Origin of the sequence: Shewanella sp. K8, from assembly GCF_028823715.1 — a bacterium.
Taxonomy (GTDB): Bacteria; Pseudomonadota; Gammaproteobacteria; order Enterobacterales; family Shewanellaceae; genus Shewanella; species Shewanella algae.
Map to the genome: position 1 here is coordinate 49118 of NZ_JAPEHY010000006.1, position 25454 is coordinate 74571.

The window sequence follows — 25454 nt, forward strand, 5'->3', positions numbered from 1 at the left end:
AATGCTGCCTCCCAAGGTAAGCCTGTTTGAAGTGGGCCCAAGAGACGGTCTGCAAAATGAAACCTCGGTCAGCACTCAGGCCAAGATAACCTTGATTGAAGCCTTGGCCGATGCCGGGGTGAAGCGCATCGAAGCCGCCAGCTTTGTGTCGCCCAAGTGGGTGCCGCAAATGGCAGACTCGGGCGAGGTGCTGCGCGGCATTTCACGCCGCGCCGGCGTCTGCTACAGCGCCCTGACTCCCAATCTCAAGGGCCTGGAGTTGGCGCTGGATGCCGGCGCCGATGAAGTGGCGGTATTTGCCGCCGCCTCCGAAGGCTTCAGCCAGAAGAACATCAACTGCTCCATCGAAGAGTCCATCGCCCGCTTCGAGCCCCTGCTGAGCCGGGCCAAGGAGCAAGGCATTCGGGTTCGCGGCTATGTTTCCTGCGTACTGGGTTGCCCCTATGATGGTGAAATCGCCCCGGCAGAAGTGGCTCGGGTCGCCGACATTCTGCATCAATTGGGCTGCTATGAAATATCCCTCGGCGACACCATAGGTGTAGGTACACCGCTCAAGGCCCGAAAAATGGTGGAAACCGTGGCCGAGCGCGTACCGGTAGAGCGCTTGGCGCTACATTTCCATGACACCTACGGTCAGGCGCTGGCCAACATTCTCGCCTGCCTGGAAACCGGCGTCAGTGTAATAGATACCTCGGTCGCCGGACTCGGTGGCTGCCCCTATGCCAAAGGCGCATCCGGTAATCTGGCCAGTGAAGATCTTGTCTACATGCTGCATGGTATGGGTATAGACACTGGCATAGATCTCAACAAACTGGCCCAGGCCGGACGGCAGATAAGCCAGCAGCTTGGCCGGAAAACCAGTTCAAAAGTGGCCAGAGCCCTGGGAGCTTAAGGCCTCCAGGTGGCACAACAGATAAGCAGTAAAACGACAGATAATAAACAGCAAGGACATCACTATGGCAGGACTCAATAAAGTCGTCGGCAGCTACGACGAAGCGCTCACAGGTCTCACCAATGATATGACAGTCATGGTGGGTGGTTTTGGCCTTTGCGGCATTCCCGAAGGCCTTATCAATCAAATGGTCAAGCTGGGTGTCAGCGGCCTGACCGCCATCTCCAACAACGCTGGGGTAGACGACTTCGGGCTGGGGCTGCTGCTGCAACATAAGCAGATAAGCACAATGATCGCCTCCTATGTGGGTGAAAACGCCACCTTTGAGCGGCAGATGCTTAGCGGCGAGCTCAATGTGATCCTCACTCCGCAAGGCACTCTGGCGGAGAAGATCCGTGCCGGCGGCGCCGGGATCCCCGCCTTCTTTACCGCCACTGGCTACGGCACCCCGGTGGCCGATGGCAAAGAGACCCGCGAAATCAATGGCCGCCACTATGTGCTGGAAGAGGCACTGACCGCCGACTTCGCGCTGATCCGCGCCTGGAAGGCCGATACCATGGGTAACCTGGTATTTCGCAAGACAGCCGCCAACTTCAACCCCATGATGGCCACCGCCGGCAAGATAACAGTGGTGGAAGTGGAAGAGATAGTCGAGCCGGGTGAGCTGGACCCGGATCATATCCACACCCCGGGCATCTATGTGGATCGCGTCATCAAGGGTGTGTTCGAGAAGCGTATCGAACAGCGCACAGTCAAACAGGCATAAGGGCAGGAGAGCAAAATGGCACTTTCAAGAGAACAACTGGCCCAACGCGTCGCCAAGGAACTCAAAGACGGTTACTACGTCAACCTGGGGATAGGTATCCCGACTCTGGTGGCCAACTATATCCCCGAGGGCATGCAGGTGATGCTGCAATCGGAAAACGGCCTCTTGGGGATGGGTGAATTCCCCACCGAAGACACTATCGATCCGGATCTGATCAACGCCGGCAAGCAAACCGTTACCGCCGTCAAGGGCGCGTCTTTCTTCTCCAGCGCCGAGAGCTTCGCCATGATCCGTGGCGGGCATGTGGATCTCACGGTACTGGGCGCGTTCGAGGTGGATGTCGAAGGCTCTATCGCCTCATGGATGATCCCCGGCAAGCTGGTTAAAGGCATGGGCGGCGCCATGGACTTGGTGACCGGCGCCGACAATATCATAGTCACCATGATGCACGCCGACAAACACGGCAACTCCAAACTGCTGAGCAAATGTGAGTTACCGCTCACGGGTTACGGCTGCATCAAGCGGGTACTGACAGACCTGGCCTTTATCGAAATCAAGGACGGCGCCTTCCACCTGCTGGAGCGGGCACCTGGTGTGAGTGTCGAGGAGATAGTTGCCAAAACCGCCGGCAAGCTTATCGTCCCCGAACATGTGCCAGAGATGGCACTGTAAATCAGACCCTTTGCCCTCACAGAGAAGTGATATCCCAAACACCCGCCGTTGCGGGTGTTTTTGTATTCAGTCAACAGGGACAATTCCCCCCACCAACACTTGCAGGGCTTACGGCGGTGGATTTTCCTATTACCTGCCGCAAATTTTCGCACAGGCACATCTGTGACATGGCGCGAGTTGCATAGCTAGTTACATAGCTAGTTGCGTAGCTAGAGCAAGGTGCTTTCGAGCACGAACCAAGGAGGGTGAGCTGGCTCATTATCCCTCGAGGCTATGTCTCGGCCATACACTTCCCTGAGTATGAGCCAGTTCGGCGTCCATGCCTCTAGCTCGTAGCCAACGCGATGCGTTACTCTCCATGCCTCGGAGGGGCAAAGTTCCACCTGCGCTTAGAAAATAAATGCACTAACTGAGTCTTATAGCTTCACTGTTCTGTCCCACCAGCATCCACAGTTTTTATATCCTCTTGTATTCCCCCTCTTGTATCCCCTCTTGTATACACAGTGGCTATCCATTAACCTGAAACGGCATTGGCAATGGATGGCTTGACGCGAATCTGACGCCAGTCAAGAGCGGCTAACGCTTTTATACTTTAGAGCTTGGATGCTACGACTAAGGCTCAATTCTCTGCCTGTTACATCAGGCAGCTGCATGCGACAGGGAAAGTCGGGCTCTCTCCCCTCTTAGTGAAACCCCAAAATACTGCCCAGCCGATGTTGCAAAGCCCCCTTAGTCCGGCGCCGCTCGTATCCAACACGGATATAGGGTAAAAAAACAATCATAATTTGGAGACTCAATTTGGCCACCAAAGTACTGCTTCTTCTTGCCTGCCTGGCGGCATCGAGTATTGCCCAAGTTCATGCAACCGCCACAGAAGCTGCCGCTTTAGGCACAGAGAGTACAAAGAGTGCACTGCAACAACTCAGTGCCAAGAGTAAGCTGCAAACCCAGGTGATGGTGCTTGGCAGCCTGCACCTGAGCAATATCAAACAGCAATTGGACAGCTGCTCTCTGTCCTCGATCCTTGAGCCACTCTCCCGTTACCAGCCTACGGCCATAGCGGTAGAGTCACTGCGGCCACAGGATATCGCCACCATGATCAACGGCTCAGGCGAGTATCAAACTGTGTTGGATCATTTTGTGGGACAAAGATTTCTTGCGCTGGCGATAAAGGAGCAGCAGGAGTTGCGGCTCTCGGCGCAAAAGGCGCTTGAGAGTCTGGAGCCCTTATTGGACGAGACCAGCCTTGAACCTGTGCAGCGAGCAAGGCTCATCAAGTTGGCCGCTGCCGCCTATCACAAAGAGATAGCCCTGCTGCACTGGCATTATTTGGACAAAACCGCGGCGAGCCCAACGATTTCCACCGAGTTGCAGCACTATCTGGAGCAACTTGCCGCGAGCAATAACGAGAAAAACACCCTTGGCAACAACCTGGCCATGGCACTGAAGCTCAAGCGCATTTATCCGATAGATGATCATCTGGATAAAGATCTCTACCGCCCCATCGAAGCACGGCTGCTGGAGTCTTACAATCAGTCGCCTCATGCCGCCGCTCTGGCCAAAAGCGACTATATCAACAAGCCACAAAGGCTAAAGACAGAGGCGCTTGAGACAGGCAACTGGTTGCCGCTCTTTTCCTGGTTAAACAGCCAGGAGTACCAGAGGGCCGTCATTGACCAGGAGTGGAACCTGTTTATCGATAAAGATTTAACCCAGGATGCAGCGCTCTCCCGGGTTGCCCTTTGGGAGATACGCAATCTCAACATGAGCTCCCACATCATGCGCGTGGTGGCAGCTAACCCTGGAGGCCGGGTGCTGGTGATAGTCGGTGCCAGTCACAAGGTGTTTCTGGAGCAGTATTTGGCCAATATGTTGGGGGTTAAACTAATCCAACCGCAGCAGTATTTTGCCGCCCCAAAGACATCAAAGGGGCAATCACCACAGCACTTGTTCTCATATAAAGAGCAAAGATAAAGAACAAAGATAGAGAGCATGAACTGTCCAAAACACACGATCAATAAAGCATCGCCCATGAAACATAGCTCACGAAATAGAAACTGCGGCAGAGGGTCATCAACTGCGCGCAGCAAGACCCACTCCGGTTGGCTTGTTGGCCTGCTCATGGGGCAACTGGCCGCTCTGGTGTTTGCCGTGCCGACCGCGGTGCTGCTTTGGTTGGCAACCAATAAACATCTGGCTCTGTGGAGCAACGGCCAAGCCTTTATCGGCAGCCAGGGTTGGTGGCTGACACTGGCAGTATTTGCCCTGACGGCGCTGTTGCTGCCGCGACTATTCCCGAGTCTGCTGAGGAAAGTCTGGCAGTTATTGATTTGGTTTTAGTTGTAAACAAGGAACCCCATGAAACAATTGCAAAGTGTAGCCTGGCTACATGAAAAAGACGGTAAAGTCTTGTGTGTCAAATCCAAGGGCAAAGATAAGTACTTTATTCCCGGCGGCAAACCTGAACCGGGTGAAACCCTTGAACAAGCCCTGACTCGGGAGTTGAAGGAAGAGCTCAGCATAAATCTGCAGCAAGACACCATTTGCCACAGGTTCAGCATTACGGATAAGGCCTTCGGCTTCGAGAACACTGAGCTGACCATGCATTGTTTCAGCGCGGGCTTTAGTGGCGACATCATTACCGCCGCCGAGATAGAAAGCCTGGACTGGATAGACATGGTGGGTATCATCAAGTGTGCACCGGCGGCGCAGCAGGCGATTGCAAGACTGCTTGGCGACCATTGAATCGACGTTCGCTGGAGCAGCTTTGTCCATCTTGGTCTATCCTGCTGCCAGATAACACAGAGTCAGGCTCGCACTCGCAAGCGAGCCAGGGAGAACACAAATGGACAAAAAATTGCAGCAAACCGACGGTAGTGTTTCTATCGACCACAAGATTGCCGCCCTGGGCGGCTGGCGCGCCGAGATGCTTGGCCATATCCGCGAACTTATCAAGGCAGCTATTCCCGAGGTAGTTGAAGAGTGCAAATGGGTAAAGCCAACGAACCCGTCCGGCGTACCTGTATGGTCAAGCCAAGGCATACTCTGTACCGGCGAGTCATACAAAGCCAAATTGAAACTGACATTTGCCAATGGCGCTTCGCTGCCGGATCCCCACAAGCTGTTTAATGCAGGTCTTGAGGGCAAACAGCGTAGAGCCATAGATATTACCGAGGGCCAATCCTTGGATGAAACGGCTTTCAAGGCACTGATAAGCGCCGCTGCCGACTTCAACCACAACAAGGCCCTGAAACAATCAAAGCGGTAAGTGGGCTGCTAGAGCGGCAGCAAAGATGCACCAAGCTATAGCTATAGATATACAAATCTAAGGAAGGTCAATGAATAACCCGTTTATTCGCCGTTTGGCACTATTGTTTTTCCCCTTGTTTTCCCTCTGCCTGGCGCCTGCGGCATTTGCCGAAGTAGATGAGCTTTTTATGCAGTATCTGCAGGGCCATTATCAGCTGGTTGGCAAAGCCATTGACTCAGATGCCAGCTACACGGGCAAGATGAGCATTTATGAGCAGGACGGCGAACTTAAGGTGCGCCGGGAGATAGAAGGCTTAAGCATTCAAGGAACAGCAGCCATAGAGCCGGTGCTGAACGGCGATGCCAAGGTGCTTAGGATCCGTTTTCAGCAACAAGAGCGGGATATTGAAGCCAGCTGCCTGTGGCGCGGCGATCTGGATAACTATGCCCGCATCAGCTGCTACCTGTATCATCCGGGGGAAGACACAGAAAACCCAGGTTTGGAGGCGCTGTTTCACTTGAGATAATTGCCAGGATTAACAACCCGGCTTGCCATTACGCGTTCAACACCTTTAACTCTCTTTAGCAATCAAACAGGGAAGTCACTATGAATCGGAAACTCATCACCTTAATCAGCAGCGCCTTCATGCTGGTTATCGGCACTACGGCGCAGGCCTGCACCCGCGCCGTCTATCACGGCGAAGAGCAGTTGGTGATCACCGCCCGCTCCATGGACTGGCGCGACGAAATCCCGGCGAGCCTGTGGCTGTTTCCCCGCGGCATGCAGCGCCATGGGGCAGTCGGCGACAACTCAGTCACCTGGACTTCACGCTACGGCAGCCTGGTCACCAGCGCCTTTGATATCTCCAGCACCGACGGCATGAACGAGAAGGGCCTGGTGGCCAATCTGTTATGGCTGGCAGAGTCGAGTTATCCCGAGTACCAGGGTAAACGAAAAGGCTTGTCGGTCGCTGCCTGGGTGCAATATGTGCTGGATAACTTTGCCACTGTCGCCGAAGCCGTCGATGCACTGAGAGCCGAGCCTTTTGTAGTGGTTTCCGCCAATATTCCCGGTACCCAACGTTTTGCCACCCTGCATCTGTCGATTTCCGATGCCGCCGGTGACAGTGCCATATTCGAGTACATAGACGGCAAGCTGGTGATCCATCACGACCAAAAGTACCGGGTCATGACCAACTCCCCCATCTTCGAGCAGCAACTGGCACTGAACCAGTATTGGCAACAGATTGGCGGCTTTACCATGTTGCCGGGAACCAACCGCGCCGCCGACCGGTTTGTCAGGGCCTCTTTCTATATGGATGCCATTCCCAAGACAGCCAATACCCGGGTGGCGGTTGCCGGCGCCTTCAGCGTCATTCGTAACGCCTCTGTGCCTTTCGGTATAGCTTCCGAGACTGAACCGAATATCTCTTCGACCCGTTGGCGCTCGGTCTCGGATCATAAAAATCGGGTGTATTACTTTGAAACCGCCTTAACCCCCAACACCTTCTGGGTCGATATGAAGGGCATCGACTTCAATAAACAGCAAGATGTGAAAAAGCTGACCATCAACAACAACAGCATTTACTCAGGTAACGCGCTGTCGGACTTTGTCACGGCCAAGCCCTTTACGTTCGCCGGGCTTTAATCTTTAAGGCAGGGAGCCAAGGCTCCCTGTCTATCTTTTTGACCTCACTGCCGAGCCTGCGTTCGCGCAAACCGTATCAAGGACTCAAAGCTGTTCAGCCCGGCTTAAGGCTGATGGCGGATACTGTGAACTCTGAGAATCTTTGCAGGAGTCCTGTGAATGAAGCTAGCCAACACCTTAGGCAAGTATTTCCCTAACCCCAAAACCGCTCTCTGGATGTTTTCGGCCCTGGCCCTTGGCACACTCTCCGGCTGCGGCTGGTTTGCCGCAGATGAAAAGGCGCAACTGGAGCAGCAGTGGCTCGCCAAAGATCAAGAGTTGCAACAAGCCATTGAGCAGATCCGCTCTCAAGGTCTGGAGGCCATCAATCGCAGCGCCGAGGTCAGCTCGGTAACCGCCTGCGTCGCTGAAAAGCTCAGCCGCGATCCGCTTGGTGAGCTGATCCAGGTCGATGGCGTATTGGCCGAGCCCGCCAGGGTCAGCGAGCTGCTCGGCCAAATTCAGCAATTACTTGAGCAGGGCTTTAGTTTTGAAAACGCAGCCGCACTGCTGAATAAGGGAGCGGATCTCGCCGCCTATGTCAGCACACTTATCGAATCCCAGGGAATAGACAAGGCTTTGGCAGATGTCGAACAGCTACTGAAAAACGGCACTGATATCAAGGATCAGCAGCTCGGTGGCCACTTGCAAACCCTGCTGAACCAATGCCGTCAATCCCCTCCTAAAGGAAATGGATAGCGGCCGAACGTCATTCCTGCAAAAGACGGTGGCTGCAAACAACTTGCCGCCGCTCTCCCCTTGCCCGCCAAGGACTTGACCACTGGCGCCACAGACTCACCAGATAAAAGAAAAATCCCAGTTATTCAATTAGCCATTCAAACCAAAAGCCAGTTTTTATTGCCACCAACACAACAAAAACCAGACAGTTGCGCCATAGCTTTAAATCTTGGCTGTGATAGAGTCTCTTTGAACAAGGATCCGAGTCTGAATGTAATGGAGGCCATATGAGCACAGCAGTTCCACGTACCGTCACATCTCCCAAAAAGTTCATTATTGGCAAAGGTTTATTGTCGCAAATGCACGAATATGTGCATGACTTCGGCGACAATGCTTTTATTATTGCCGATGAGTTTATTCTCGGCAGGCTTGAGGATGAAGCCCTGACGGGTCTTGAGCAAAATGGCATCAGCAACCAACTGGAAAAATTCAACTACGAATGCAGTGAAGCCGAGATCCAGCGGCTTGCCGCCCTGGCTGAGCAGGCTCATTCCAACGTAATAGTGGGTGTCGGCGGCGGTAAGACCCTGGATGCCGCCAAGGCCGTTGCCTTTCACCTTAAGCACCCCGTCGTTCTCTACCCCACCATAGCGTCTACCGATGCTCCCTGTACGGCTCTGTCAGTGATTTATACCGAAGCGGGTGAGTTTGAACGCTATCTATTCCTGCCACAGAATCCAGATGCCGTGATTGCCGACACCAGCATCATCGCCGCCGCACCGGCGCGTTTCTTTGCCGCGGGTATAGGTGATGCCCTGGCCACCTACTTTGAAGCCAGGGCCTGTTATCAGGCCGATGGCGTTAACCTGGTGTTGAAAAAGCCCTCGCGTACCGGCCTTGGACTGGCGCAGCTGTGCTATCAACTGCTGAGTGAAAACGTTGCCGCCGCCATGGATGCGGTAAACAACAAGATAGTCACTCCGGCGCTTGAGCAAACCATAGAGGCAACCATCTATTTAAGCGGTGTCGGCGCCGAAGCCGGTGGCCTTGCGGCAGCGCACGCGGTCAACAATGGTATGTCGGCGGTTGCCGAGCTGCATGGCGCCCAACATGGCGAGAAGGTGGTCTTTGGCCTCTTGACCCAACTGGTGCTGGAAAACGCTCCACAGAGTGAAATAGACAATGTTGTCCGCATCATTAAAACCGCGGGATTGCCGCTGACTCTGGCAGATATGGGGCTGAAGCACTTTTGCGAAGAAGAGTGGCGCAAGGTCGCCGAAATCGCCTGCGCCGAAGGCGATACCATGGGCAATATGCCTATGGCTATCAGCGCCGATGATGTCTATCAGGCGATGATAGCCGCCAACGCCATGGCCGAGCGCTATCGCCGCCAGGACTGACAACAGCCAGAGCTGCAAACCCTCCGCGAGTTGGTTTGCAGCCTTCTTTAAATAACAGCAAGGCCCAAGGTTACATTTTTGTTAGTCAAAGATGTTTTTAAGTTTTTTAAAAACAAAGACCTAACAAAAAAGGATTAAAAATCACCGGCCGGCAGAACCCCGGGGATTTGCGTGACACTCATCACACAACTATCGCCATTTAAGGAGTAGAAAGGTTTGAGCTTTATTTCCAGCCACTCGCCTCTGAGGGCCGGAATCCACGATAAATCCAAACATTTTCACCCGATGCCAGGAGTTGGCATCAATACCCTATTACTTGCAACGCTGGGAGGAACACATGGCATATGCAACGATCAATCCCTTCACGGGAGAGCTCATCAAAGAATTCCCCAACGCCACTGACGCCCAAGTCACCGAGGCGATTGAATCGGCCCACCAGGCCTTCTTGAGCTGGCGCAATACGCCCTTCGCCACCAAGGCTGAAATACTCAATCGGGCTGCAGCCCTGCTCAGAGACAGCAAGCGCCGCTATGCAGAGCTGCTGACTCTGGAGATGGGTAAAGTCATTGGAGAGGCGGAGGCCGAAGTAGAATTGTCGGCACAAATCCTCGAATACTATGCCCAGCATGCCGAGAGACTGCTGGCACCGCAGAAACTGCCGGTGGCCGATCCCGCCGAAGGGGAAGCCCTTTTAGTCAATGAACCTCTGGGGGTATTGTTGGCCATTGAGCCATGGAACTTCCCCTACTACCAGATTGCCAGGATCCTGGCACCACAGCTTTCAGCCGGTAATACCCTGCTGTTGAAACACGCCTCCAATGTGCCTCAGTGCGCCGCCGCTTTTGAGAGCCTGATGCGTGATGCCGGGCTGCCGCAGGGCGCCTTCCAAAACCTGTATGCCACCCGGGATCAAATCGAACAGATCATTAACTCACCCAAGGTGCATGGCGTGGCCCTGACCGGCTCTGAAGGTGCCGGCGCCGTTATCGCATCCCAGGCCGGCAAGGCGCTGAAAAAATCCACCCTGGAGCTGGGCGGCTCTGATGCCTTTATCGTGCTGGAAGATGCCGAACTCGAGAAAACCATAGATTGGGCGGTGTTCGGCCGTCACTGGAATGCGGGTCAGGTTTGTGTTTCATCCAAGCGAATGATCCTGGTGGAAGCCATCTATGACAAGTTTATGGAAGGCTATACCCAAGGTGTGGCCAAGCTTAAAGCCGGCGACCCCATGGATCCGAATACTACCCTGGCCCCACTGTCATCCCAGGGCGCAGCAGATGAAGTGAAGCAGAAAATTCGTGAAGCAGTTGAGCATGGTGCCACGGCTACCGAAGTCGGCCCCAAAGTGCCGGAGCAAGGCGCCTTTGTGCAGCCGACCATACTCACCAATGTCACCCCGGACAACCCGGCTTACTACTGGGAGTTCTTTGGCCCTGTCTCCATGATCCTCAAGGCCAAAGATGAACAGGAAGCGATTGCCATTGCCAACGACTCTCCCTTCGGCCTCGGTGGTTCGGTATTCACCGCCGACAAACAACGCGGTCTGGCGGTAGCCAAACAAGTCTCTACCGGGATGATGTTTGTCAACCACCCCACCATGGTCAAGGCCGATCTGCCCTTTGGCGGTATCCGCCGCTCCGGCTATGGCCGCGAATTGATCGACTTAGGCCTGAAAGAGTTCGTCAACCACAAGCTGATCAATGTGGTGGATATCGACGCCCCCTTCTGATCTCACTTGACTCACGCAGCTATCAATGACAGACCCGGCCATTTGGCCGGGTCTTTTTGTGTAAGTCCATGAACTGACACAGATACTGACAAGCAAGGCTTACAGGCTGGACCAGATTGCTTAAATGGACAGCATCGACTATAGATTTGTGACCCGGCATATCCCCGGCAACCGACAGCACCACAAGGACAAGGAAGCCCAAGGTTATCGCCACTTCAGCCATGTCATGGAGGACACCCTATGAACTCACAAATAAGCCAAGGTTTTGAAATCGCTACCTGGTACGATACCTGGAATCCTGTTGGCCTGAATAATCTGGTCAACAACCTGGTCCCGTTGCACCTTGCCAGTCGCTACAGCCTGGCATTCGGCCAGTTGTCGGCTATTCACTCTGGTGGTTACTGTATTGAAATGAGTGGCAAATATGCCGATGCCATCAAAGATCAGCTGCTCTCTCAAGCGCCGGGGATCGAGCTTTATGCCGGAATTGGCAGTGAAGGCATACAGGCAAGCGTTGCCAGTAACAAGAGTGACAACAATCTCTCTACCCGCAATATTGTCTCCTGGCTCAAGGACAATCACTACACAGGGATAAACATAGACGCCGAAGAAAGAGAGGCGATGAAGCAAGTGGCCGAATTCGTCACTCAGTTGGGGCCTGAATTTCGTGCTGCCGGTCTCGGAATTGCCGTTTCAGTCCCCTGGCCCGGGGAAGGACCGAGTTACCTCTACGGAGAGGGAGCTATCCAGGCCTTTAACGATAATGTCGATGCGGTGGAAATGCAGGACTACTCCTCCATCAATACCGCCCGCGATGCTGCGGTTTGGCTCGATGCCGGTTTAAAAGCCGAGATATTGATGGGCGGAGTCTGCAGTGAAAACTCCCGGGTACAAACCCCGCTCGAACAAGTTGAGCAGTGGACTGAGTTCGCCATTCACAATGGCTTGCGGGGCATGTTCAGTTGGCGCCTGGATAACGATCACGGCTCAGACGGCACCCGGGAAGACGTAGGCCCCAACTTTGCCTGCGCCAAGCGCCTCTACGATACCCTGATGAAAAACAGATAGGCAGCACCTATCCCGGCAGGCTCGCCAAGCCAATGCTTGCCAGCATTGTTGCCTGAACGGCTTCAGAGCCGCTGCCGGGAAATCTATGCCACGCGACCCGGCCGCATCTGGCACTCTGGCATGTAAATTTAGGCAAATCCCTTATCCTTGAGAGCTCCCTGACAGTTAAAGTGTTTATTCGCAGCGCTTTTGCAATGCTGTCCCGGTTCATATCCACGCCGCTGCCGCGCGGCGGCCTCTAGTCAATGGAGCCCTCAATGAAACAACACAAATACCGTATCAGTGTCGAACATCTCGAAGATCAAAACGGTATGCCATCGAGCTATCAACAGGCGCTCAAATTTGAAGTCGGCAATCACGACGATGTCTTTGCCATAGCGGACAAAATCAAACAGCGACAGGACTTCGATGAAGATCAGGCTGCCGCCTTTGCCGTTGGCCTTAAACTCTTCAGTGAAGTGATGCTGGAGCAACGTAAAAATCCACTCTTCGATGAGTTTCGGCCTCACTTTATGCAGTTTATGAAACAGCTCAAACAAGGAAACCGCAGCGCCTAAATAGCTTCATGGCAAGGAATGCAGTGTTATCACCCTGGCAAGAGCCCCAGGCGTTAACAACTTGTATTTAGTGCTTGTATTCACAGCTTGGGCCGTGTCATCTTAAGCGGCATCTAATACTCACAGCTGCATCATTCATGTCTGGATTGGAAAAGAAACTGCCGCCCCTGGCTCTCTTGTTGCTGTTTGCTCTTTTGCTGCAACTGACGTCCTATTGGCTGCCCTCTTCCGGCCTGCCTTCCAGCCTCAGCCTGAGCCTCGCTTTTTCTCTGTTGGCGGCCGGGCTGATTATCCCATTGGCGGGAGTACTCAGCTTCAAACGCCATGGGACGACACCGGATCCCAGGGTGCCGGAGCAAAGTTCAACGCTGGTAACCTCGGGGATTTATCGCTGCTCACGCAATCCCATGTATCTGGGATTTGTGTTCTTGCTGCTGGCGCAGACATTTTTCCTCAACTCACTCTGGCTGCTGCTCTTGGTCGCCCTGTTTATTGCCTATTTACAGCGCTTTCAGATCCTTCCAGAAGAGCGGGCGATGCAGCAACTCTTTGGTGAACCCTACCGCACCTATTGTCAGAGAGTCAGACGCTGGATCTAACCCGGGCCTCCTCTTGTAAACCTGCCCCAGGCAAAAAACCACATTCGAATGATGCCACAAGGGGACAAGCTGTGATCCAGCGCATAAAGGCCTTGCCGTCAGGCAATTGTGGCTCCCAGTTTGCACCTTTCCCGGCCACCGCCGACTCCATCGCGATTCATCTCTGTCATAATTGCCCTTGACGGTCAACCCATACGCTTTTTGAGACACTGCCATGCCCCTGTTTGCCAGAGCCTCCGCCTTCGCCGATTTCATCTATCGCCATTCCCGCGCCGTACACACGGTAAAACTGGCCTTGGCACTGTTTATTGCCGCCGCCATCAACGCCATCTGGTCTTTGCCTCACTTTGTCTGGAGCATGGTCACCATAGTGATCATCATGATGGGCCTGCCACAAGTGGGCGGCGCTATCGAAAAATCGCTGCAGCGGGCCATAGGCACCTGCTTGGGCTCGGCTTATGGGGTCTTGTTGGTGATCACCATGGGCGGCTATTGGGACTTGATGGGCTTACTGATCCTCGGGGTCAGCATAGTCTGCTATATCAATGCCGGCCGCTACAGCTATGCCTACCTGGTGGCTGGGTTCACCATGATCATAGTGATAGGTGACGCCAACCACGACACCTCGGAAGCCTTATGGCGCACCGCCAATATTCTCATCGGCTGCGTGATTGCCGTGCTGGTATCCCTGTTTGTGCTGCCAATCAAGGCCAAACAGGACTGGCGGGCCCAGCTGGCAAGCTCACTGAAAATCATGACCCAAGTGCTGGAGCAGCATCTCAATGCCGGCCAGGAAGAGCCGGAAAATGCCCGTAAGTCGCTGGAAACGGCGATGAAGGCTGTGCTGGCGCAGAAAAAACTGCTGTTTTCGCTGGAATGGGAAAGCCAAACCTTGAAGAAAGAGGCCGCTACTCTGACCGAGCTGGCCAACAAACAGATAAGGGTGATCACGCTTTTGGAGCTACTGCTGCTCACCCGCTGGAAGGCCGAAGAGGATGAGGCCTATGCCAGAGTCAAACAGGTAGCCAGCGGGCTACAGCGAGAGTTTGCCTATCTGGCGGACTATGTGGCCGGCAACACACCCGACTGCCCCAAACTCCCCCTGGGACTCGGCTATCAATTGCAGCAACAGCTACTTAAGCAACTGCCATCTGAGCCGAGCGACGACTCGCCGGAATCGGCCCATCAAGGTTTCGCACTCAGCGGTTACAGTTGGCTTATCTATCAACTGGCCCAGGCGCTGTTGGCCATTCATGGCGAGCTGGCCAGCCTGGATCTGGCTTATAAGCGCAAAGCATCTTCCCAGCGCCAGTTGGATATTCCCGAGTAACTGGCCGCCGGCGTTACAGCCGCAACAGGTCCTGCTGATGAAAGTGGATCACCACTTCAGGGTCAAGCTCGAGTGCCAGATCCAGTATATGGCTGATGCTGATGGGTCCCTCTCCCATCTGGCTTAAGCTGTTGTAATAGCCCAGTAAGGGTAAGGCCCAGCCGCGGCGCCTTTCAATCAGCTGCTGGTACAACAGGGCGGCCTCTTGGTATTGTTTCTGCTCATAGCTCAGCATGGCTTTGAGATAGACAAGCTGAAAATACGCACGGCCCTGACGCTTTAATCCCTTATCGAGCTGCGCCAGAGCCTCATCGGATCGTCCCAACGCCCGCAAGCTGACGGCCTGATAAAACTGCAGCTTATCCAGATAGTCATACTGTCTCGCGGCTCGTTGATAACTCTTGAGCGCTGCCTCATGCTGGCCCATTTGTGCCAGGATATTGCCTTTGAGCATCTGGCCATCGCCCCAAAGCTGAGGCTTGTTATTGAGATAGCGGTTTATCTGCTCCAGCGCTGCCGGATAGTCCCGGGTTTCATAGAGTGTCCTGGCAATATCCAACCTGAGATCACGCTCCGATCCCAAAGCCTCGGCTTTGCGGTAATCGGCCAGTGCGCCGCTATAGTCCGGACGCAGGCGTTGGGAATAAGCGGACAGCACCTGAGCCTTGGCCGCGGCGCGGAAAAAATACAGTTCAGAGTCCTTGGACAGCATGGGCTCGGCCTTGTCATAGGCCGCCACCGCCTTGGGATAATTGGGGATATTGCTGAAGTAATAAAGCTGCCCAAGCAAAAATGCCAGCCGCCCGGAGTCCGGATAATTTTCTATGGCCGCATCCAGTCTGGGCGCCGCCTCTGCCATCTTCCTTTCAAAAATAAGCTTTTGAATCACTTTAATTTCTGAGGCGGGAACGGCTTTATCTGCAACGGCCTGCAATGGCAAAACTGAGCCCAGCAACAACAGCAACAAACCCGGCAACCGCTTTCTGGATATACGGCTTCCAGCAGGGGAAATAGACGACATAAGCTTCCTTTCTTTATCTCTTTCTTTATCGCTTTATTTATATCTTTGGCTGTTCGCCTACACTTTTACTATTGAACTTGCCGCTTCGGGCTTGCAAACGCGACGCCTCACATCAGTCCCAAATCAATTCGCGGTAGTGCTTACGACAGACAGACTCATAACTCTCATTGCCGCCTATCGCCACCTGCTCACCCTCGCGCACCGGGTTACCCGCCCCATCACGACGGATCACCATATTGGCCTTGCGACCACAGTGACAGATGGTTTTCAGTTCTACCAGCTTGTCGGCCCAGGCCAACAGGTACTGACTGCCAACAAACAGCTCGCCCTGGAAGTCGGTACGCAAACCGTAACAAAGTACAGGAATATCCAGGATGTCGACCACATAGGCCAGCTGTTTGACCTGCTCTTTACTGAGAAACTGGGATTCATCAAACAGCACACAATTCAGGTGCTGACGCTCATGTTCGGCGCGGATCATCTCGAGCAGATTGTCATCATGGGCAAAAATACGTGCATCACATTCAATACCGATCCTGGAAGCGACCTTTCCCACTCCAAAACGGTCATCTATGGCGGGTGTCATCACCAGGGTATGCATGCCGCGCTCGCGATAGTTATAGGATGACTGCAGTAAAGAGGTGGATTTCCCGGCATTCATCGCCGAATAGTAGAAATAAAGTTGCGCCAAAACGGCTCTCCCCTGAGAAAAATTCCGGCCGCAATTTTACACTTTTTACCACATAAATACAGGATGCATGCCCCATGCAGCCAAACTTGAGCATTGATTCAGCATTCGCTGAATCTACCCATTAAAATCAATTTGTTACACTTCTTTATCAATAAGCTGCTGGCCTGCAAACGTCGCGATTATGTAGGCTATAAACATTAAATTCAGCCACTTTTAAGCAACAAGTGCTAAGTTGCGCTAAAAAACTCATAACTAAAGATGGAAGTCATAATAATGCGAAAATCTCTTCTGGCGCTGGCCGTTGGCGCCACACTGGCTATTTCTGGCTGCAGCACCCACAATCCTCAGGACACAAATCTGGCAAGTGCGGAAGCCACTCAAAGCAATCCACTTTTTGCCAAGAGCACCTTGCAATATCAGGCCCCGGATTTTCGCCTGATCAAAGATGAACACTTCAAGCCTGCACTCGAAGCCGGTATTGCCGAGCACTACCAGGAAGTGTTGGCCATTGCCAACAACCCAGAGAAACCCACTTTTGCCAACACCATAGTCGCCCTGGAAAAATCCGGTGAACTGCTAAGCCGCGCCTCAAGCGTTTTCTATAATCTGACCGGCTCCAACTCCAACCCTGAACTGCGTAAAATTCAGGGTGAAATGGCGCCCAAGATGGCGGCCCACTCAGACAACGTCAACCTGAACCCGGAGCTGTTTGTCCGCATCGACAGCCTCTACTCTCAACGGCAGCAATTGGGCCTGAGCAGCGAAGAAGTGCGCCTTATTGAGGTGTACCACCAACGCTTTGTGCTTGCCGGCGCCAAGCTGACCGAGAACGAAAAAGCCCAGATCCGCGCCTTGAACGAAGAGCAGTCCAAGCTGGTGAACGAATTCCAGCAACGACTGATGCGGATGAACAAAGAAATCGCCGTAACTGTTACTGACGTTGCTCAATTGGAGGGTCTGTCCGACTCGGCCATTCGCAATGCCGCGGCCGATGCCAAGGCAGCCGGGCTCGATGGTCAATACCTGATCAGCATCACCAACACCACTCGCCAGCCTGTGCTGGCTCAGCTGAAAAACCGAGAGCTGAGAAAACAGATTTGGGAAGCCTCGGCCTACCGCGGCCTTGAAGGTGAAAACGAAACCGCCTCTCTGGTGGCCCGCCTGGCGCAACTGCGCGCCGAACGCGCCGCCCTGCTGGGATTTGATAACTGGGCCAGTTACCGCCTGAGCCCACAGATGGCCAAGACACCCGAGGCCGTCTATGAGATGTTCGGCTCCATGGTGCCGGCCGTTGTCGCCAACACCCAGAAAGAAGCCGCCGATATCCAGGCGATGATCGACAAGACTGGTGGCAAGTTCCAGCTCAAGCCTTGGGACTGGGCCTTCTATGCCGAACTGGTGCGCCAGGAGAAATATGATCTGGATGAGGCCAGCCTCAAGCCTTACTTCGAATTCAATCGAGTGTTGGAAGACGGCGTCTTCTTTACCCTCAACCAACTCTATGGGGTAACCTTCAAGCCACGGCCGGATCTGCCGGTTTATCACCCTGATGTCAAAGCCTGGGAAATGTTCGATGCCGACGGCAGCAGCATGGCCATCTTCTATGGCGACTATTTCGCCCGTGAAGGCAAGCGCGGCGGTGCCTGGATGAGCTCTTTCGTCAACCAGAACCTGCTCAAGGGCGACAAGCCTGTGGTGGTCAATGTGATGAACATCAAGAAGGCACCGGAAGGCGAAGCCACCTTCGTCAGCTATGACGAAGTAACCACCATGTTCCACGAGTTGGGCCACGGTACGCACGGCATGTTCTCCAAAGTAACCTACCCCAGCCTGTCCGGTACTGCGGTATCCCGTGACTTTGTCGAGTTCCCATCCACCTTCGAAGAGGACTGGGCCGGTCATCCACAAGTGTTGGCCAACTATGCCAAGCACTACCAAACCGGCGAGCCTTTACCCAAGGCGATGCTGGACAAGTTGCTGAAGTCCCGCAGCTTCAACCAGGGCTTCGACACCCTGGAGTATATGGCAGCCGCCCTGGTAGACATGGAGTGGCACTCACTGGACAAGGACGCACCGCTGCAGAATGTCGCCGAGTTTGAAGCCAAGGCGCTTGAAAAGCACGGCCTGAACATTGAAGCCGTGCCACCACGTTACAAGTCGACCTACTTTGCCCATGCCTTCCCGGGTGGCTACAGTGCCAGCTACTACGCCTATATGTGGAGCGAAATCCTCGCGGCCGATGCCTTTGCCTATGTACAGACCCAAGGCGGCCTGAAACGGGATATCGGCATGAAGTATCGCAAGACTATCCGCGAAGTGGGTAACAGCGTGCCACCTATGGAAGCTTACAAAAACTTCCGTGGCCAAGAGCCGACAACCGATGCCCTGCTCAAGCGTCGTGGTCTGCTCTGATAAGTGAGCGCTGACAACAGTTTAAGTCCGAGGGGCGAGATTACACCTCGGACTTAAGCAGAAAAACACCTGAGTCTTCCGGCTCAGGTGTTTTTTTATGACAAGCCATTCGACTTCCAGCACCGGCACTCATTCTCCCCGTAATCAGGGCCGGGTCTATTTTGCAACCCCTTGAAAATGGACACGTGATACCTAAGGAAGGTGCGAATAAGTCCTCGTGGCGTTCTCTTTTGTAGAGAGTGGCTTGCACAGCAACTTGCCGTTCAAGGCATCTGACTGAAGGCATGCCGGGGCCTGTCGAAGTCGGATTGAATCGTTAATGTTTCTTTAAAGAATTTTTAGTGGCTTATTCCTGTGAGTGGAGAAAATGTTGAAATACGCACTATCCACTATTTAAGGCTTGCCAGGTTCCAAGAGATAGGTTTATAAGGGATCCACGCAGGGAGGAGCCTCCTCCCGTATTTTCTGTCAGCCTGGATTTTGTATGTCATTGGTCACTTCCACAAGTTGTTTGCAGCCTAGTCGCCAACAAGTGACCGTCGCCAATCTCCTCCTGCTCTCTCTGGAACTCAACCGGGGCTGACAGGCTATTATCTTTTATTTTCTGTCAGTGAGAGTCGCTGGCAGAGTCATCAAAACGCTCACTTGCTGGTTACTTCAAAGCTGACATATTTGAGGAAGACTATGTTAAGTGCACGCAATATAGCCGCTTTGGGGTTTATGACCTTTGCCTTGTATTTAGGCGCCGGCAACCTTATTTTCCCATCATTTTTGGGTTATCAGGCAGGCGAAAACCTGTTTCAGGGCATGGCGGGCTTTCTACTGGCCGGTGTGGGCTTACCCGCCTTTGCTTTGGTCATTGTGGCCCTGGTGGGGGGCTCCGATAACCTGACTTCAGTACTTCCCCGCCCTCTGGCTACCACGTTCTGGATTATGGTATTTATCGTGATTGGCCCGGCATTTGTCATTCCTCGCGCCATCACAGTCGCTTACCAATTCGGTTTTAGCCCGTTTTTCGGTGACAACGCTCTGGGTCCTTTTTCAATTATCTTCTGCATTATCGCTGTGCTGTTTTCCCTGTATCCGGGCAAACTGGTCGACAACCTGGGGAAGTGGTTGACGCCGGCGCTAATGGCTATCCTACTGGCAATGGCTATCGCCGCACTGTTGTTTCCGAGTCAAGGCATTTCCCAGGCGACCGGCGCCTATGTAAGCAGCGCATTTGCCGAAGGTGTGACTCAAGGATATATGACCATGGACGCCTTGGGCTCTATCGGTTTTGGATGGGTTATCTTCCGCGCGATTAAAAGTATGGGTGTCACTCAGCCAAAGGCGATTACCAGGTATACCCTGATTGCCGCCTTGATGTACGCTGTGGCTATGGCACTGGTATACATCTCCCTGGCTTATATCGGCGCCAGCAGCGTCGGTGAATACAGTAACGGCGGGGATATTCTGACCACCTTTACCACAACACATTTTGGTATTTTAGGTACCTTGCTGTTGGGGGCAGTGATGATATTGGCTTGCCTGACGACGATAATCGGCGTGACGACTGCCGGCAGTGAGTTTTATAGCCGCACATTCAGTAACGTGTCTTACCGTAACAGTGTGCTGGTCACCATGATAATTGGAGCATTGGTTGCCAATATTGGTCTGGAGCAACTTTTACAGATCACCCAACCCGTCGTGGTAGCCCTGCATCCGATTGCGATTGCCTTGTTGTTGATTGCGCCGCTACGGCGCCTTGTGTCCATGTCTGGCGTACTTGCAACCTTAGCGGCAGCGTTGATCTTTGGCGCTCTGGACGCCTTGCATATTCTCGGCAGTATGCCTGCCAACCTGGATGCAATTTTGAACCAATATCTACCCTTATACGCTTGCTATGCAGCTTGGATTGTCCCGACGGTTATTGTTCTGGCCATAGCGACGAGTTTGACTCTGTTTGCCCGCTCGGCATCGGCTCGCGTCATCACGGAAAACTCAATAGAGCTGCCACAAAAATAATTGGCGAGGCCAGTTTGAATCAATAGGTATTTAGCCTGAATATCCAAGACGAGAGTACGCCTCCAACTCCAATGGCCCTGAAATATAGGTAACAAAAAACGCTGCCGAGGCAGCGTTTTTTAATTGGCCGGTTAGGCAGCACTGTTTTTGGGCTGCTGCCACTTGAGCCACACCAGCCCGAGCATAAACAGCACACAACTGCTGGCAAGCCCAAGCCATACCGACTCGGTAAAGCCGAGTACTATATAGCCGCCGAGGGAAATAACTGCTACCAAGACCGCATAGGGCAACTGAGTCAGCACATGGTCGATATGATGGCAGCTGGCACCTGTGGATGACAGAATCGTGGTGTCCGATATCGGCGAGCAGTGATCGCCAAACACAGCCCCGGAAAGCACGGCGGCCAGCATAGGCAACATCATGCCACTGTGGCTGCCCATGGCCATATCGGCGGCAATCGGCAACATGATACCAAAGGTGCCCCAGCTGGTGCCGGTAGAAAAGGCGGTAAGCCCAGCCAAAATAAACAGCACGGCCGGCAACAAGGCAAAGGGAATATTGCCACTGGCGAGGCTGGCCATAAACTTGCCGGTTTCCAGTGAGCCTATGATCCCGGCTATGGTCCAGGCAAACATCAGAATATAGATGGCCGGCAACATGGAACGGGCACCCGAGGTGAGTGCCTTGAGGATCATCTTGGCTTCAATCTTCTGGATAAAGGCCAGCAGCAGCGTCACCACCAGACCGATGGAAGCACCAAAGAACAGAGATGAGCCCACATCGGTTTTCTCGAAGGCACCTATGATACTGAAAGGCAGGCTTTCTGCCGCCAGGGCATCGGCACCACTGGAAACCATAAAATAGAAGGTCGCCACCACCAAGACACCTATGGGCAGGAACAGGCCGTGCACCTGGCCGGTTTCCGCCTCGGGCAGATCGGCATTGGCGCCGGGTGGCAGCCCCTTGGACTCATCATAGAGATTGCCCTTGCGGGCGTTGAGCTCGTGTTTGCGCATGGCGCCGATATCCAGCTCCATAAAGGTGACGCACAGCAAGAGCGCCAGGGCAAACAGGGCATAGAAGTTCATCGGGATCATCTGCACGAAAGCGCTCAGATGTCCGGTCTCGGTAAACCCGTGGGCGGTGAGAATGCCGCCGATAAGGGCGATAATATAGGCGCCCCAACTGGACACCGGCGAGATAACGCACACGGGCGCCGCGGTAGAATCCAAAAGATACGCCAGTTTGGAGCGGGAGATATAATATCTGTCGGTCAGAGGCCTAGCGATACTGCCCACCACCAGGCTGTTGAAGTAGTCATCGATAAACACCGCACAGCCGAGAAACATGGTCAGCAGCTTGGCATCACGGCGATTACGGATATGCTGTCTGGCCCAGTTGGCAAAGGCTCTGGCCGAGCCACTGACGGTGATCAGCGCAGTGATCATCCCCAGCAGCACCAGGAACCCCAGAATATACAGGTTCCAGGCATTGAAAGCGCCATCGTCCCATACCAGGGAAAGCACCCTTTGCCCCAGATAAACCCCGGTGTCCAATACCGACCATTGATTGAGCAACAGGGCTCCAATCAATATCCCCAGTCCCAGCGATAACAGCACCCGACGGGTGAGGATCGCCAATAAAATTGCCACAACCGGCGGCAACAAAGAGAGTGCCGAATCGGCATAACTTGTTAGTGTCATTGAGTCTTGTTCTTCGTTAAATACGAATGGAGGGCAACTGAACTGGTGGGAAAAGGCAATGGCATACCGAGTAGCACCTGTCCTTTCAGTAGCGCTCCATAGTAACATCAATCTGTCATCCCGACAGAATATACTATGGCAGTGCTGCCCCTATTTGGTAACAGCCCCAGCGGTGGACCTTGATAAGTCGCAACCACTTCGGCACCAAATCCTTTCGCGATACATAAACGGAATCACCCTGCTTACCGCTACTGATATTTAGTGCGCCTCTACTTCTCAGGACGCCTGATGTCAGGCGTGAGGCACATAAAAACATAGGCGGCTTTGAGGATGCTACCCCAAAGCCGCCTATCGTGACCTAGATCACAGATTAAATCAACTCGTTCAATTTAGGCACAACATCAAACAGGTCAGCTTCCAAGCCATAATCGGCAACCTGGAAGATAGGCGCTTCAGGATCTTTATTGATGGCCACAATGACTTTTGAGTCCTTCATACCGGCTAGATGTTGAATCGCCCCGGAGATACCCACAGCGATATAAAGCTCTGGCGCCACGATTTTACCCGTCTGGCCAACCTGCAGGTCGTTGGGAACAAAGCCGGCATCCACTGCTGCCCGCGATGCACCTACGGCGGCGCCAAGCTTATCGGCCAATGCTTCCAGCATGGCAAAGTTTTCGCCACTACCCATACCGCGACCACCGGAAACAATGACTCTGGCGCTGCCAAGCTCCGGACGAGCCGACTCGGTCAGGCTCTGGGATACAAAGCTGCTCTTGGCGTCAAAGACGCTATCGAGCTGATTGATTTCAGCTGAGCCTGTCTCGGCAACGGCGTCGAAGGCGCTGGCGCGTACTGTGGCCACTTTCTTATCGTCCAGACTCTTAACGGTCGCCATGGCGTTACCGGCATAGACGGGACGGACAAAAGTATCGGCATCAATCACCTTGGTGATCTCAGAAAGCTGAGCCACATCCAGCAAAGCCGCCACTCTTGGCAGTATGTCCTTACCCTGGCTTGAAGCTGCAGCCAGAATGTGGCTGTAGTCGCCACTCAGAGACAAGATGAGTTCACCAATATTGTCGGCAAGATGAGCACCATAGGCAGGGTTATCGGCCAGCAGTACTTTACTGACGCCTTCAAGCTTGGCGGCAGCATCGGCGGCGGCCTTACAATCCTGACCGGCAACCAAGAGGTGAATATCTCCCCCTATGGCTTTGGCTGCGGCGACAACTTTGGCTGTGTCCTGTTTCAGGCTGGTATTATCGTGTTCTGCTATTACTAATACGGCCATTTAGATCACCTTCGCTTCGTTTTTCAACTTGTCCACCAGCTCCTCAACGGAAGCCACCATCACACCCGCCTGACGGCTGGCCGGCGTTGCTACGTCCAACACCTGTACGTGCTGCTTGAGCGCCACTCCCAGGTCATCAATGCTCATGGTCTCCAGCGGCTTGCGCTTGGCTTTCATGATATTGGGCAAAGAAGCATAGCGGGGCTCATTCAGACGCAGATCTGCGGTGACCACGGCAGGCAGAGGCATGGACAGAGTCTGTAAGCCGCCATCCACTTCCCGGGTGACCAGCAGAGTTTCGCCTTCCAGCTTCACTTCAGATGCAAAGGTTGCCTGAGGCATACCGGCGAGCGCCGCCAGCATCTGTCCTGTCTGGTTGTTATCGCCGTCGATGGACTGCTTACCGAGCAGAATAAGTTGCGCCTGTTCCTTGTCCTGCACCGCCTTGAGCAGTTTGGCAATAGAAAGGGGCACCAGCTCTTCATCGGTTTCGATGTGAATGGCACGGTCGGCACCCAGAGCCAGTGCGGTACGCAGCTGCTCCTGTGCCGCCTTGGGACCTATGCTGACAACGACAACTTCAGAAGCACTGCCGGCTTCTTTCAGACGCACGGCTTCTTCTACCGCAATCTCACAAAATGGATTCAACGCCATTTTCAGGTTGGCTGTTTCAACGCCTGTGTTGTCGGCCTTGACCCTGACCTTCACATTGGCATCGACCACACGTTTTACTGGCACCAATACTTTCATAGGGTTTCCTTCCTACACCTTGTATCTAATGTGGGTTGCGTACCGATGATACCAGGGCCATCAGTACAGGATGGCTCAACTTTACGTGCTGTTGACGTTAACGTCAACAGCAACTTAAACGCTCGTTTGTCACTTCTGTCACACTTTAAGGCCAGTTTTTTGAACACTTGGCAACTTTCATGGTCGTAGAATTGAGTTAAATAAAGAAATTAATGTCAATTGGCGTAAAAATATTTGATCCAGACTCTTATAGTTTCTATTATTTATAGCGATGTTCACCATAACCCAATTTATAAATTAGCGTGGGACCAAAATACTTATGAGCGATTTTCTTGATATATTGACTCACGGTCGTCGTTTTAAGGCCGCAGTAAAAGAGTTGAGCGTTGCAGATCTGCGCGATCTGGCTGCCAAATTGGATAAGATCATTATTGATCGTGAAGAGGAAGCCAAGGAAGAAGAAAAGGCACAAGCTGAACGTCTTTCTAAAATAGAAGATATCCGTAAGCAGATGGAAGCCGTTGGCCTGTCTGTTGAAGATCTGGGTAATGTTGCTGCCGCCAAGGCTGCTCCCAAGAAGCGTGCTCCTCGCCCACCAAAATACAAAATCGTTGTAGATGGTGAAACTATTACTTGGACCGGTCAAGGCCGTATGCCAACTGTATTCAAGAACGAAGTAGACAAAGGTCGTTCAATGGATGATTTCCTGATCTAATCAGGCATCTATTTACTTAAGCCTCGACAGTGTCGGGGCTTTTTTATGTCTGATAGACGTCTGGCATCTGTTAAAAAGCCTTACAATTACGCCTTGGCATTTACATTTTTACTGGGTTAACTTTTATGGACATCAGCACACAGCCATGTATCCCGTCGGCCTCAGATACCTTTTTGTATTATGGATATCTGTAACTCTTTGGTAAAAAAGTAGTGAATATATACTGATGTTCAT

General features: G+C 53.2%; 24 protein-coding genes and 1 riboswitch. Of the genes, 19 read left to right on the forward strand and 5 right to left on the reverse strand.

Annotated elements, in window-relative coordinates; translation table 11 throughout:
* The first annotated feature begins 1 nt into the window (after position 1).
* From ON072_RS04900 to ON072_RS04975, 16 genes are all read left to right on the forward strand, one after another.
* Positions 2 to 892, forward strand: a complete 891-nt coding sequence (locus ON072_RS04900; protein WP_274625983.1) for a hydroxymethylglutaryl-CoA lyase — start codon at positions 2 to 4, stop codon at positions 890 to 892.
* A gap of 64 nt (positions 893 to 956) precedes the next feature.
* On the forward strand, positions 957 to 1658 hold the full coding sequence (locus ON072_RS04905; protein ID WP_144379795.1) for a CoA transferase subunit A: 702 nt from the start codon (positions 957 to 959) through the stop codon (positions 1656 to 1658).
* 15 nt (positions 1659 to 1673) lie between these two features.
* Positions 1674 to 2330: a CoA transferase subunit B gene (locus ON072_RS04910; RefSeq protein WP_144379796.1), complete on the forward strand. Its 657-nt coding sequence runs from the start codon at positions 1674 to 1676 to the stop codon at positions 2328 to 2330.
* Between the two features lie 798 nt (positions 2331 to 3128).
* Positions 3129 to 4304 carry a DUF5694 domain-containing protein gene (locus tag ON072_RS04915; protein WP_144379797.1) on the forward strand — a complete coding sequence of 392 codons (1176 nt, stop codon included), beginning with the start codon at positions 3129 to 3131 and terminating at the stop codon, positions 4302 to 4304.
* 57 nt (positions 4305 to 4361) lie between these two features.
* Positions 4362 to 4670 carry a hypothetical protein gene (locus ON072_RS04920; RefSeq protein ID WP_144379798.1) on the forward strand — a complete coding sequence of 103 codons (309 nt, stop codon included), beginning with the start codon at positions 4362 to 4364 and terminating at the stop codon, positions 4668 to 4670.
* A gap of 18 nt (positions 4671 to 4688) precedes the next feature.
* Entirely contained in the window at positions 4689 to 5075 is a 387-nt protein-coding gene (locus ON072_RS04925; protein ID WP_101059732.1) for an NUDIX hydrolase, read from the forward strand.
* Between the two features lie 100 nt (positions 5076 to 5175).
* Positions 5176 to 5598 carry a DUF1801 domain-containing protein gene (locus ON072_RS04930; protein WP_101059733.1) on the forward strand — a complete coding sequence of 141 codons (423 nt, stop codon included), beginning with the start codon at positions 5176 to 5178 and terminating at the stop codon, positions 5596 to 5598.
* Between the two features lie 70 nt (positions 5599 to 5668).
* Complete coding sequence (locus ON072_RS04935) at positions 5669 to 6106, forward strand: hypothetical protein (protein WP_045282512.1); 438 nt, start codon at positions 5669 to 5671, stop codon at positions 6104 to 6106.
* An 80-nt stretch (positions 6107 to 6186) separates the two neighbouring features.
* Positions 6187 to 7227 (forward strand): linear amide C-N hydrolase, encoded by a 1041-nt coding sequence (locus ON072_RS04940; protein WP_028779082.1) that lies wholly within the window; start codon positions 6187 to 6189, stop codon positions 7225 to 7227.
* 159 nt (positions 7228 to 7386) lie between these two features.
* The gene (locus ON072_RS04945) at positions 7387 to 7965 is read left to right on the forward strand and encodes a hypothetical protein (protein WP_306822439.1); all 579 of its coding nucleotides are present in this window, start codon (positions 7387 to 7389) and stop codon (positions 7963 to 7965) included.
* 266 nt (positions 7966 to 8231) lie between these two features.
* Entirely contained in the window at positions 8232 to 9344 is a 1113-nt protein-coding gene (locus tag ON072_RS04950; protein WP_045282513.1) for a glycerol dehydrogenase, read from the forward strand.
* 337 nt (positions 9345 to 9681) lie between these two features.
* Positions 9682 to 11073 carry an NAD-dependent succinate-semialdehyde dehydrogenase gene (locus ON072_RS04955; RefSeq protein WP_028779079.1) on the forward strand — a complete coding sequence of 464 codons (1392 nt, stop codon included), beginning with the start codon at positions 9682 to 9684 and terminating at the stop codon, positions 11071 to 11073.
* A 240-nt stretch (positions 11074 to 11313) separates the two neighbouring features.
* Positions 11314 to 12141 (forward strand): hypothetical protein, encoded by an 828-nt coding sequence (locus ON072_RS04960; protein WP_025887646.1) that lies wholly within the window; start codon positions 11314 to 11316, stop codon positions 12139 to 12141.
* Positions 12142 to 12398: 257 nt separating this feature from the next.
* Positions 12399 to 12698 (forward strand): DUF3861 domain-containing protein, encoded by a 300-nt coding sequence (locus tag ON072_RS04965; protein WP_208163532.1) that lies wholly within the window; start codon positions 12399 to 12401, stop codon positions 12696 to 12698.
* Positions 12699 to 12835: 137 nt separating this feature from the next.
* Entirely contained in the window at positions 12836 to 13297 is a 462-nt protein-coding gene (locus ON072_RS04970; RefSeq protein ID WP_107111145.1) for a methyltransferase family protein, read from the forward strand.
* 214 nt (positions 13298 to 13511) lie between these two features.
* Positions 13512 to 14627: an FUSC family protein gene (locus ON072_RS04975; RefSeq protein ID WP_028779076.1), complete on the forward strand. Its 1116-nt coding sequence runs from the start codon at positions 13512 to 13514 to the stop codon at positions 14625 to 14627.
* Between the two features lie 13 nt (positions 14628 to 14640).
* Here ON072_RS04975 and ON072_RS04980 read toward each other — a convergent pair whose 3' ends face one another.
* A complete protein-coding gene (locus ON072_RS04980; RefSeq protein WP_186298906.1) occupies positions 14641 to 15486 on the reverse strand; it encodes a tetratricopeptide repeat protein in 846 nt (281 codons plus the stop codon).
* Between the two features lie 274 nt (positions 15487 to 15760).
* A complete protein-coding gene (locus tag ON072_RS04985) occupies positions 15761 to 16339 on the reverse strand; it encodes a thymidine kinase (RefSeq protein WP_025009412.1) in 579 nt (192 codons plus the stop codon).
* Positions 16340 to 16612: 273 nt separating this feature from the next.
* Between ON072_RS04985 and ON072_RS04990 the strand changes: the two genes are divergently transcribed.
* Together ON072_RS04990 and brnQ are read left to right on the forward strand one after the other, a co-directional pair.
* On the forward strand, positions 16613 to 18751 hold the full coding sequence (locus tag ON072_RS04990; RefSeq protein WP_144167444.1) for a M3 family metallopeptidase: 2139 nt from the start codon (positions 16613 to 16615) through the stop codon (positions 18749 to 18751).
* A 684-nt stretch (positions 18752 to 19435) separates the two neighbouring features.
* On the forward strand, positions 19436 to 20758 hold the full coding sequence (brnQ, locus tag ON072_RS04995; RefSeq protein WP_096141480.1) for a branched-chain amino acid transport system II carrier protein: 1323 nt from the start codon (positions 19436 to 19438) through the stop codon (positions 20756 to 20758).
* Positions 20759 to 20889: 131 nt separating this feature from the next.
* Here the strand turns inward: brnQ and ON072_RS05000 are convergent, their stop codons facing one another.
* The 3 genes from ON072_RS05000 to ON072_RS05010 form a co-directional block, all read right to left on the reverse strand.
* Entirely contained in the window at positions 20890 to 22461 is a 1572-nt protein-coding gene (locus tag ON072_RS05000) for a Na+/H+ antiporter NhaC family protein (RefSeq protein WP_028779072.1), read from the reverse strand.
* An 81-nt stretch (positions 22462 to 22542) separates the two neighbouring features.
* Positions 22543 to 22741: riboswitch (Lysine riboswitch) on the reverse strand.
* A gap of 90 nt (positions 22742 to 22831) precedes the next feature.
* Positions 22832 to 23755: an electron transfer flavoprotein subunit alpha/FixB family protein gene (locus tag ON072_RS05005; protein WP_109248488.1), complete on the reverse strand. Its 924-nt coding sequence runs from the start codon at positions 23753 to 23755 to the stop codon at positions 22832 to 22834.
* Positions 23756 to 24505, reverse strand: a complete 750-nt coding sequence (locus ON072_RS05010) for an electron transfer flavoprotein subunit beta/FixA family protein (protein ID WP_129978785.1) — start codon at positions 24503 to 24505, stop codon at positions 23756 to 23758.
* Between the two features lie 319 nt (positions 24506 to 24824).
* On the opposite strand from ON072_RS05010, the gene ON072_RS05015 reads away from it, so the two are divergent.
* Complete coding sequence (locus ON072_RS05015) at positions 24825 to 25220, forward strand: H-NS histone family protein (RefSeq protein ID WP_025009415.1); 396 nt, start codon at positions 24825 to 24827, stop codon at positions 25218 to 25220.
* Positions 25221 to 25454 lie beyond the last annotated feature (234 nt).

What these genes read in the sequence shown, in the direction of transcription:
- ON072_RS05005 (WP_109248488.1), bottom strand. Translation starts at nt 23,755, where the DNA reads ATGGCCGTATTAGTAATAGCAGAACACGATAATACCAGCCTGAAACAG.
- ON072_RS04950 (WP_045282513.1), top strand. Translation starts at nt 8,232, where the DNA reads ATGAGCACAGCAGTTCCACGTACCGTCACATCTCCCAAAAAGTTCATT.
- ON072_RS04905 (WP_144379795.1), top strand. Translation starts at nt 957, where the DNA reads ATGGCAGGACTCAATAAAGTCGTCGGCAGCTACGACGAAGCGCTCACA.
- ON072_RS04920 (WP_144379798.1), top strand. Translation starts at nt 4,362, where the DNA reads ATGAAACATAGCTCACGAAATAGAAACTGCGGCAGAGGGTCATCAACT.
- ON072_RS04990 (WP_144167444.1), top strand. Translation starts at nt 16,613, where the DNA reads ATGCGAAAATCTCTTCTGGCGCTGGCCGTTGGCGCCACACTGGCTATT.
- ON072_RS05000 (WP_028779072.1), bottom strand. Translation starts at nt 22,461, where the DNA reads ATGACACTAACAAGTTATGCCGATTCGGCACTCTCTTTGTTGCCGCCG.
- ON072_RS05010 (WP_129978785.1), bottom strand. Translation starts at nt 24,505, where the DNA reads ATGAAAGTATTGGTGCCAGTAAAACGTGTGGTCGATGCCAATGTGAAG.
- ON072_RS04910 (WP_144379796.1), top strand. Translation starts at nt 1,674, where the DNA reads ATGGCACTTTCAAGAGAACAACTGGCCCAACGCGTCGCCAAGGAACTC.
- brnQ (WP_096141480.1), top strand. Translation starts at nt 19,436, where the DNA reads ATGTTAAGTGCACGCAATATAGCCGCTTTGGGGTTTATGACCTTTGCC.
- ON072_RS04940 (WP_028779082.1), top strand. Translation starts at nt 6,187, where the DNA reads ATGAATCGGAAACTCATCACCTTAATCAGCAGCGCCTTCATGCTGGTT.
- ON072_RS04935 (WP_045282512.1), top strand. Translation starts at nt 5,669, where the DNA reads ATGAATAACCCGTTTATTCGCCGTTTGGCACTATTGTTTTTCCCCTTG.
- ON072_RS04975 (WP_028779076.1), top strand. Translation starts at nt 13,512, where the DNA reads ATGCCCCTGTTTGCCAGAGCCTCCGCCTTCGCCGATTTCATCTATCGC.
- ON072_RS04960 (WP_025887646.1), top strand. Translation starts at nt 11,314, where the DNA reads ATGAACTCACAAATAAGCCAAGGTTTTGAAATCGCTACCTGGTACGAT.
- ON072_RS04965 (WP_208163532.1), top strand. Translation starts at nt 12,399, where the DNA reads ATGAAACAACACAAATACCGTATCAGTGTCGAACATCTCGAAGATCAA.
- ON072_RS04955 (WP_028779079.1), top strand. Translation starts at nt 9,682, where the DNA reads ATGGCATATGCAACGATCAATCCCTTCACGGGAGAGCTCATCAAAGAA.
- ON072_RS04945 (WP_306822439.1), top strand. Translation starts at nt 7,387, where the DNA reads ATGAAGCTAGCCAACACCTTAGGCAAGTATTTCCCTAACCCCAAAACC.
- ON072_RS04980 (WP_186298906.1), bottom strand. Translation starts at nt 15,486, where the DNA reads ATGGCAGAGGCGGCGCCCAGACTGGATGCGGCCATAGAAAATTATCCG.
- ON072_RS04930 (WP_101059733.1), top strand. Translation starts at nt 5,176, where the DNA reads ATGGACAAAAAATTGCAGCAAACCGACGGTAGTGTTTCTATCGACCAC.
- ON072_RS05015 (WP_025009415.1), top strand. Translation starts at nt 24,825, where the DNA reads ATGAGCGATTTTCTTGATATATTGACTCACGGTCGTCGTTTTAAGGCC.
- ON072_RS04925 (WP_101059732.1), top strand. Translation starts at nt 4,689, where the DNA reads ATGAAACAATTGCAAAGTGTAGCCTGGCTACATGAAAAAGACGGTAAA.
- ON072_RS04900 (WP_274625983.1), top strand. Translation starts at nt 2, where the DNA reads ATGCTGCCTCCCAAGGTAAGCCTGTTTGAAGTGGGCCCAAGAGACGGT.
- ON072_RS04970 (WP_107111145.1), top strand. Translation starts at nt 12,836, where the DNA reads ATGTCTGGATTGGAAAAGAAACTGCCGCCCCTGGCTCTCTTGTTGCTG.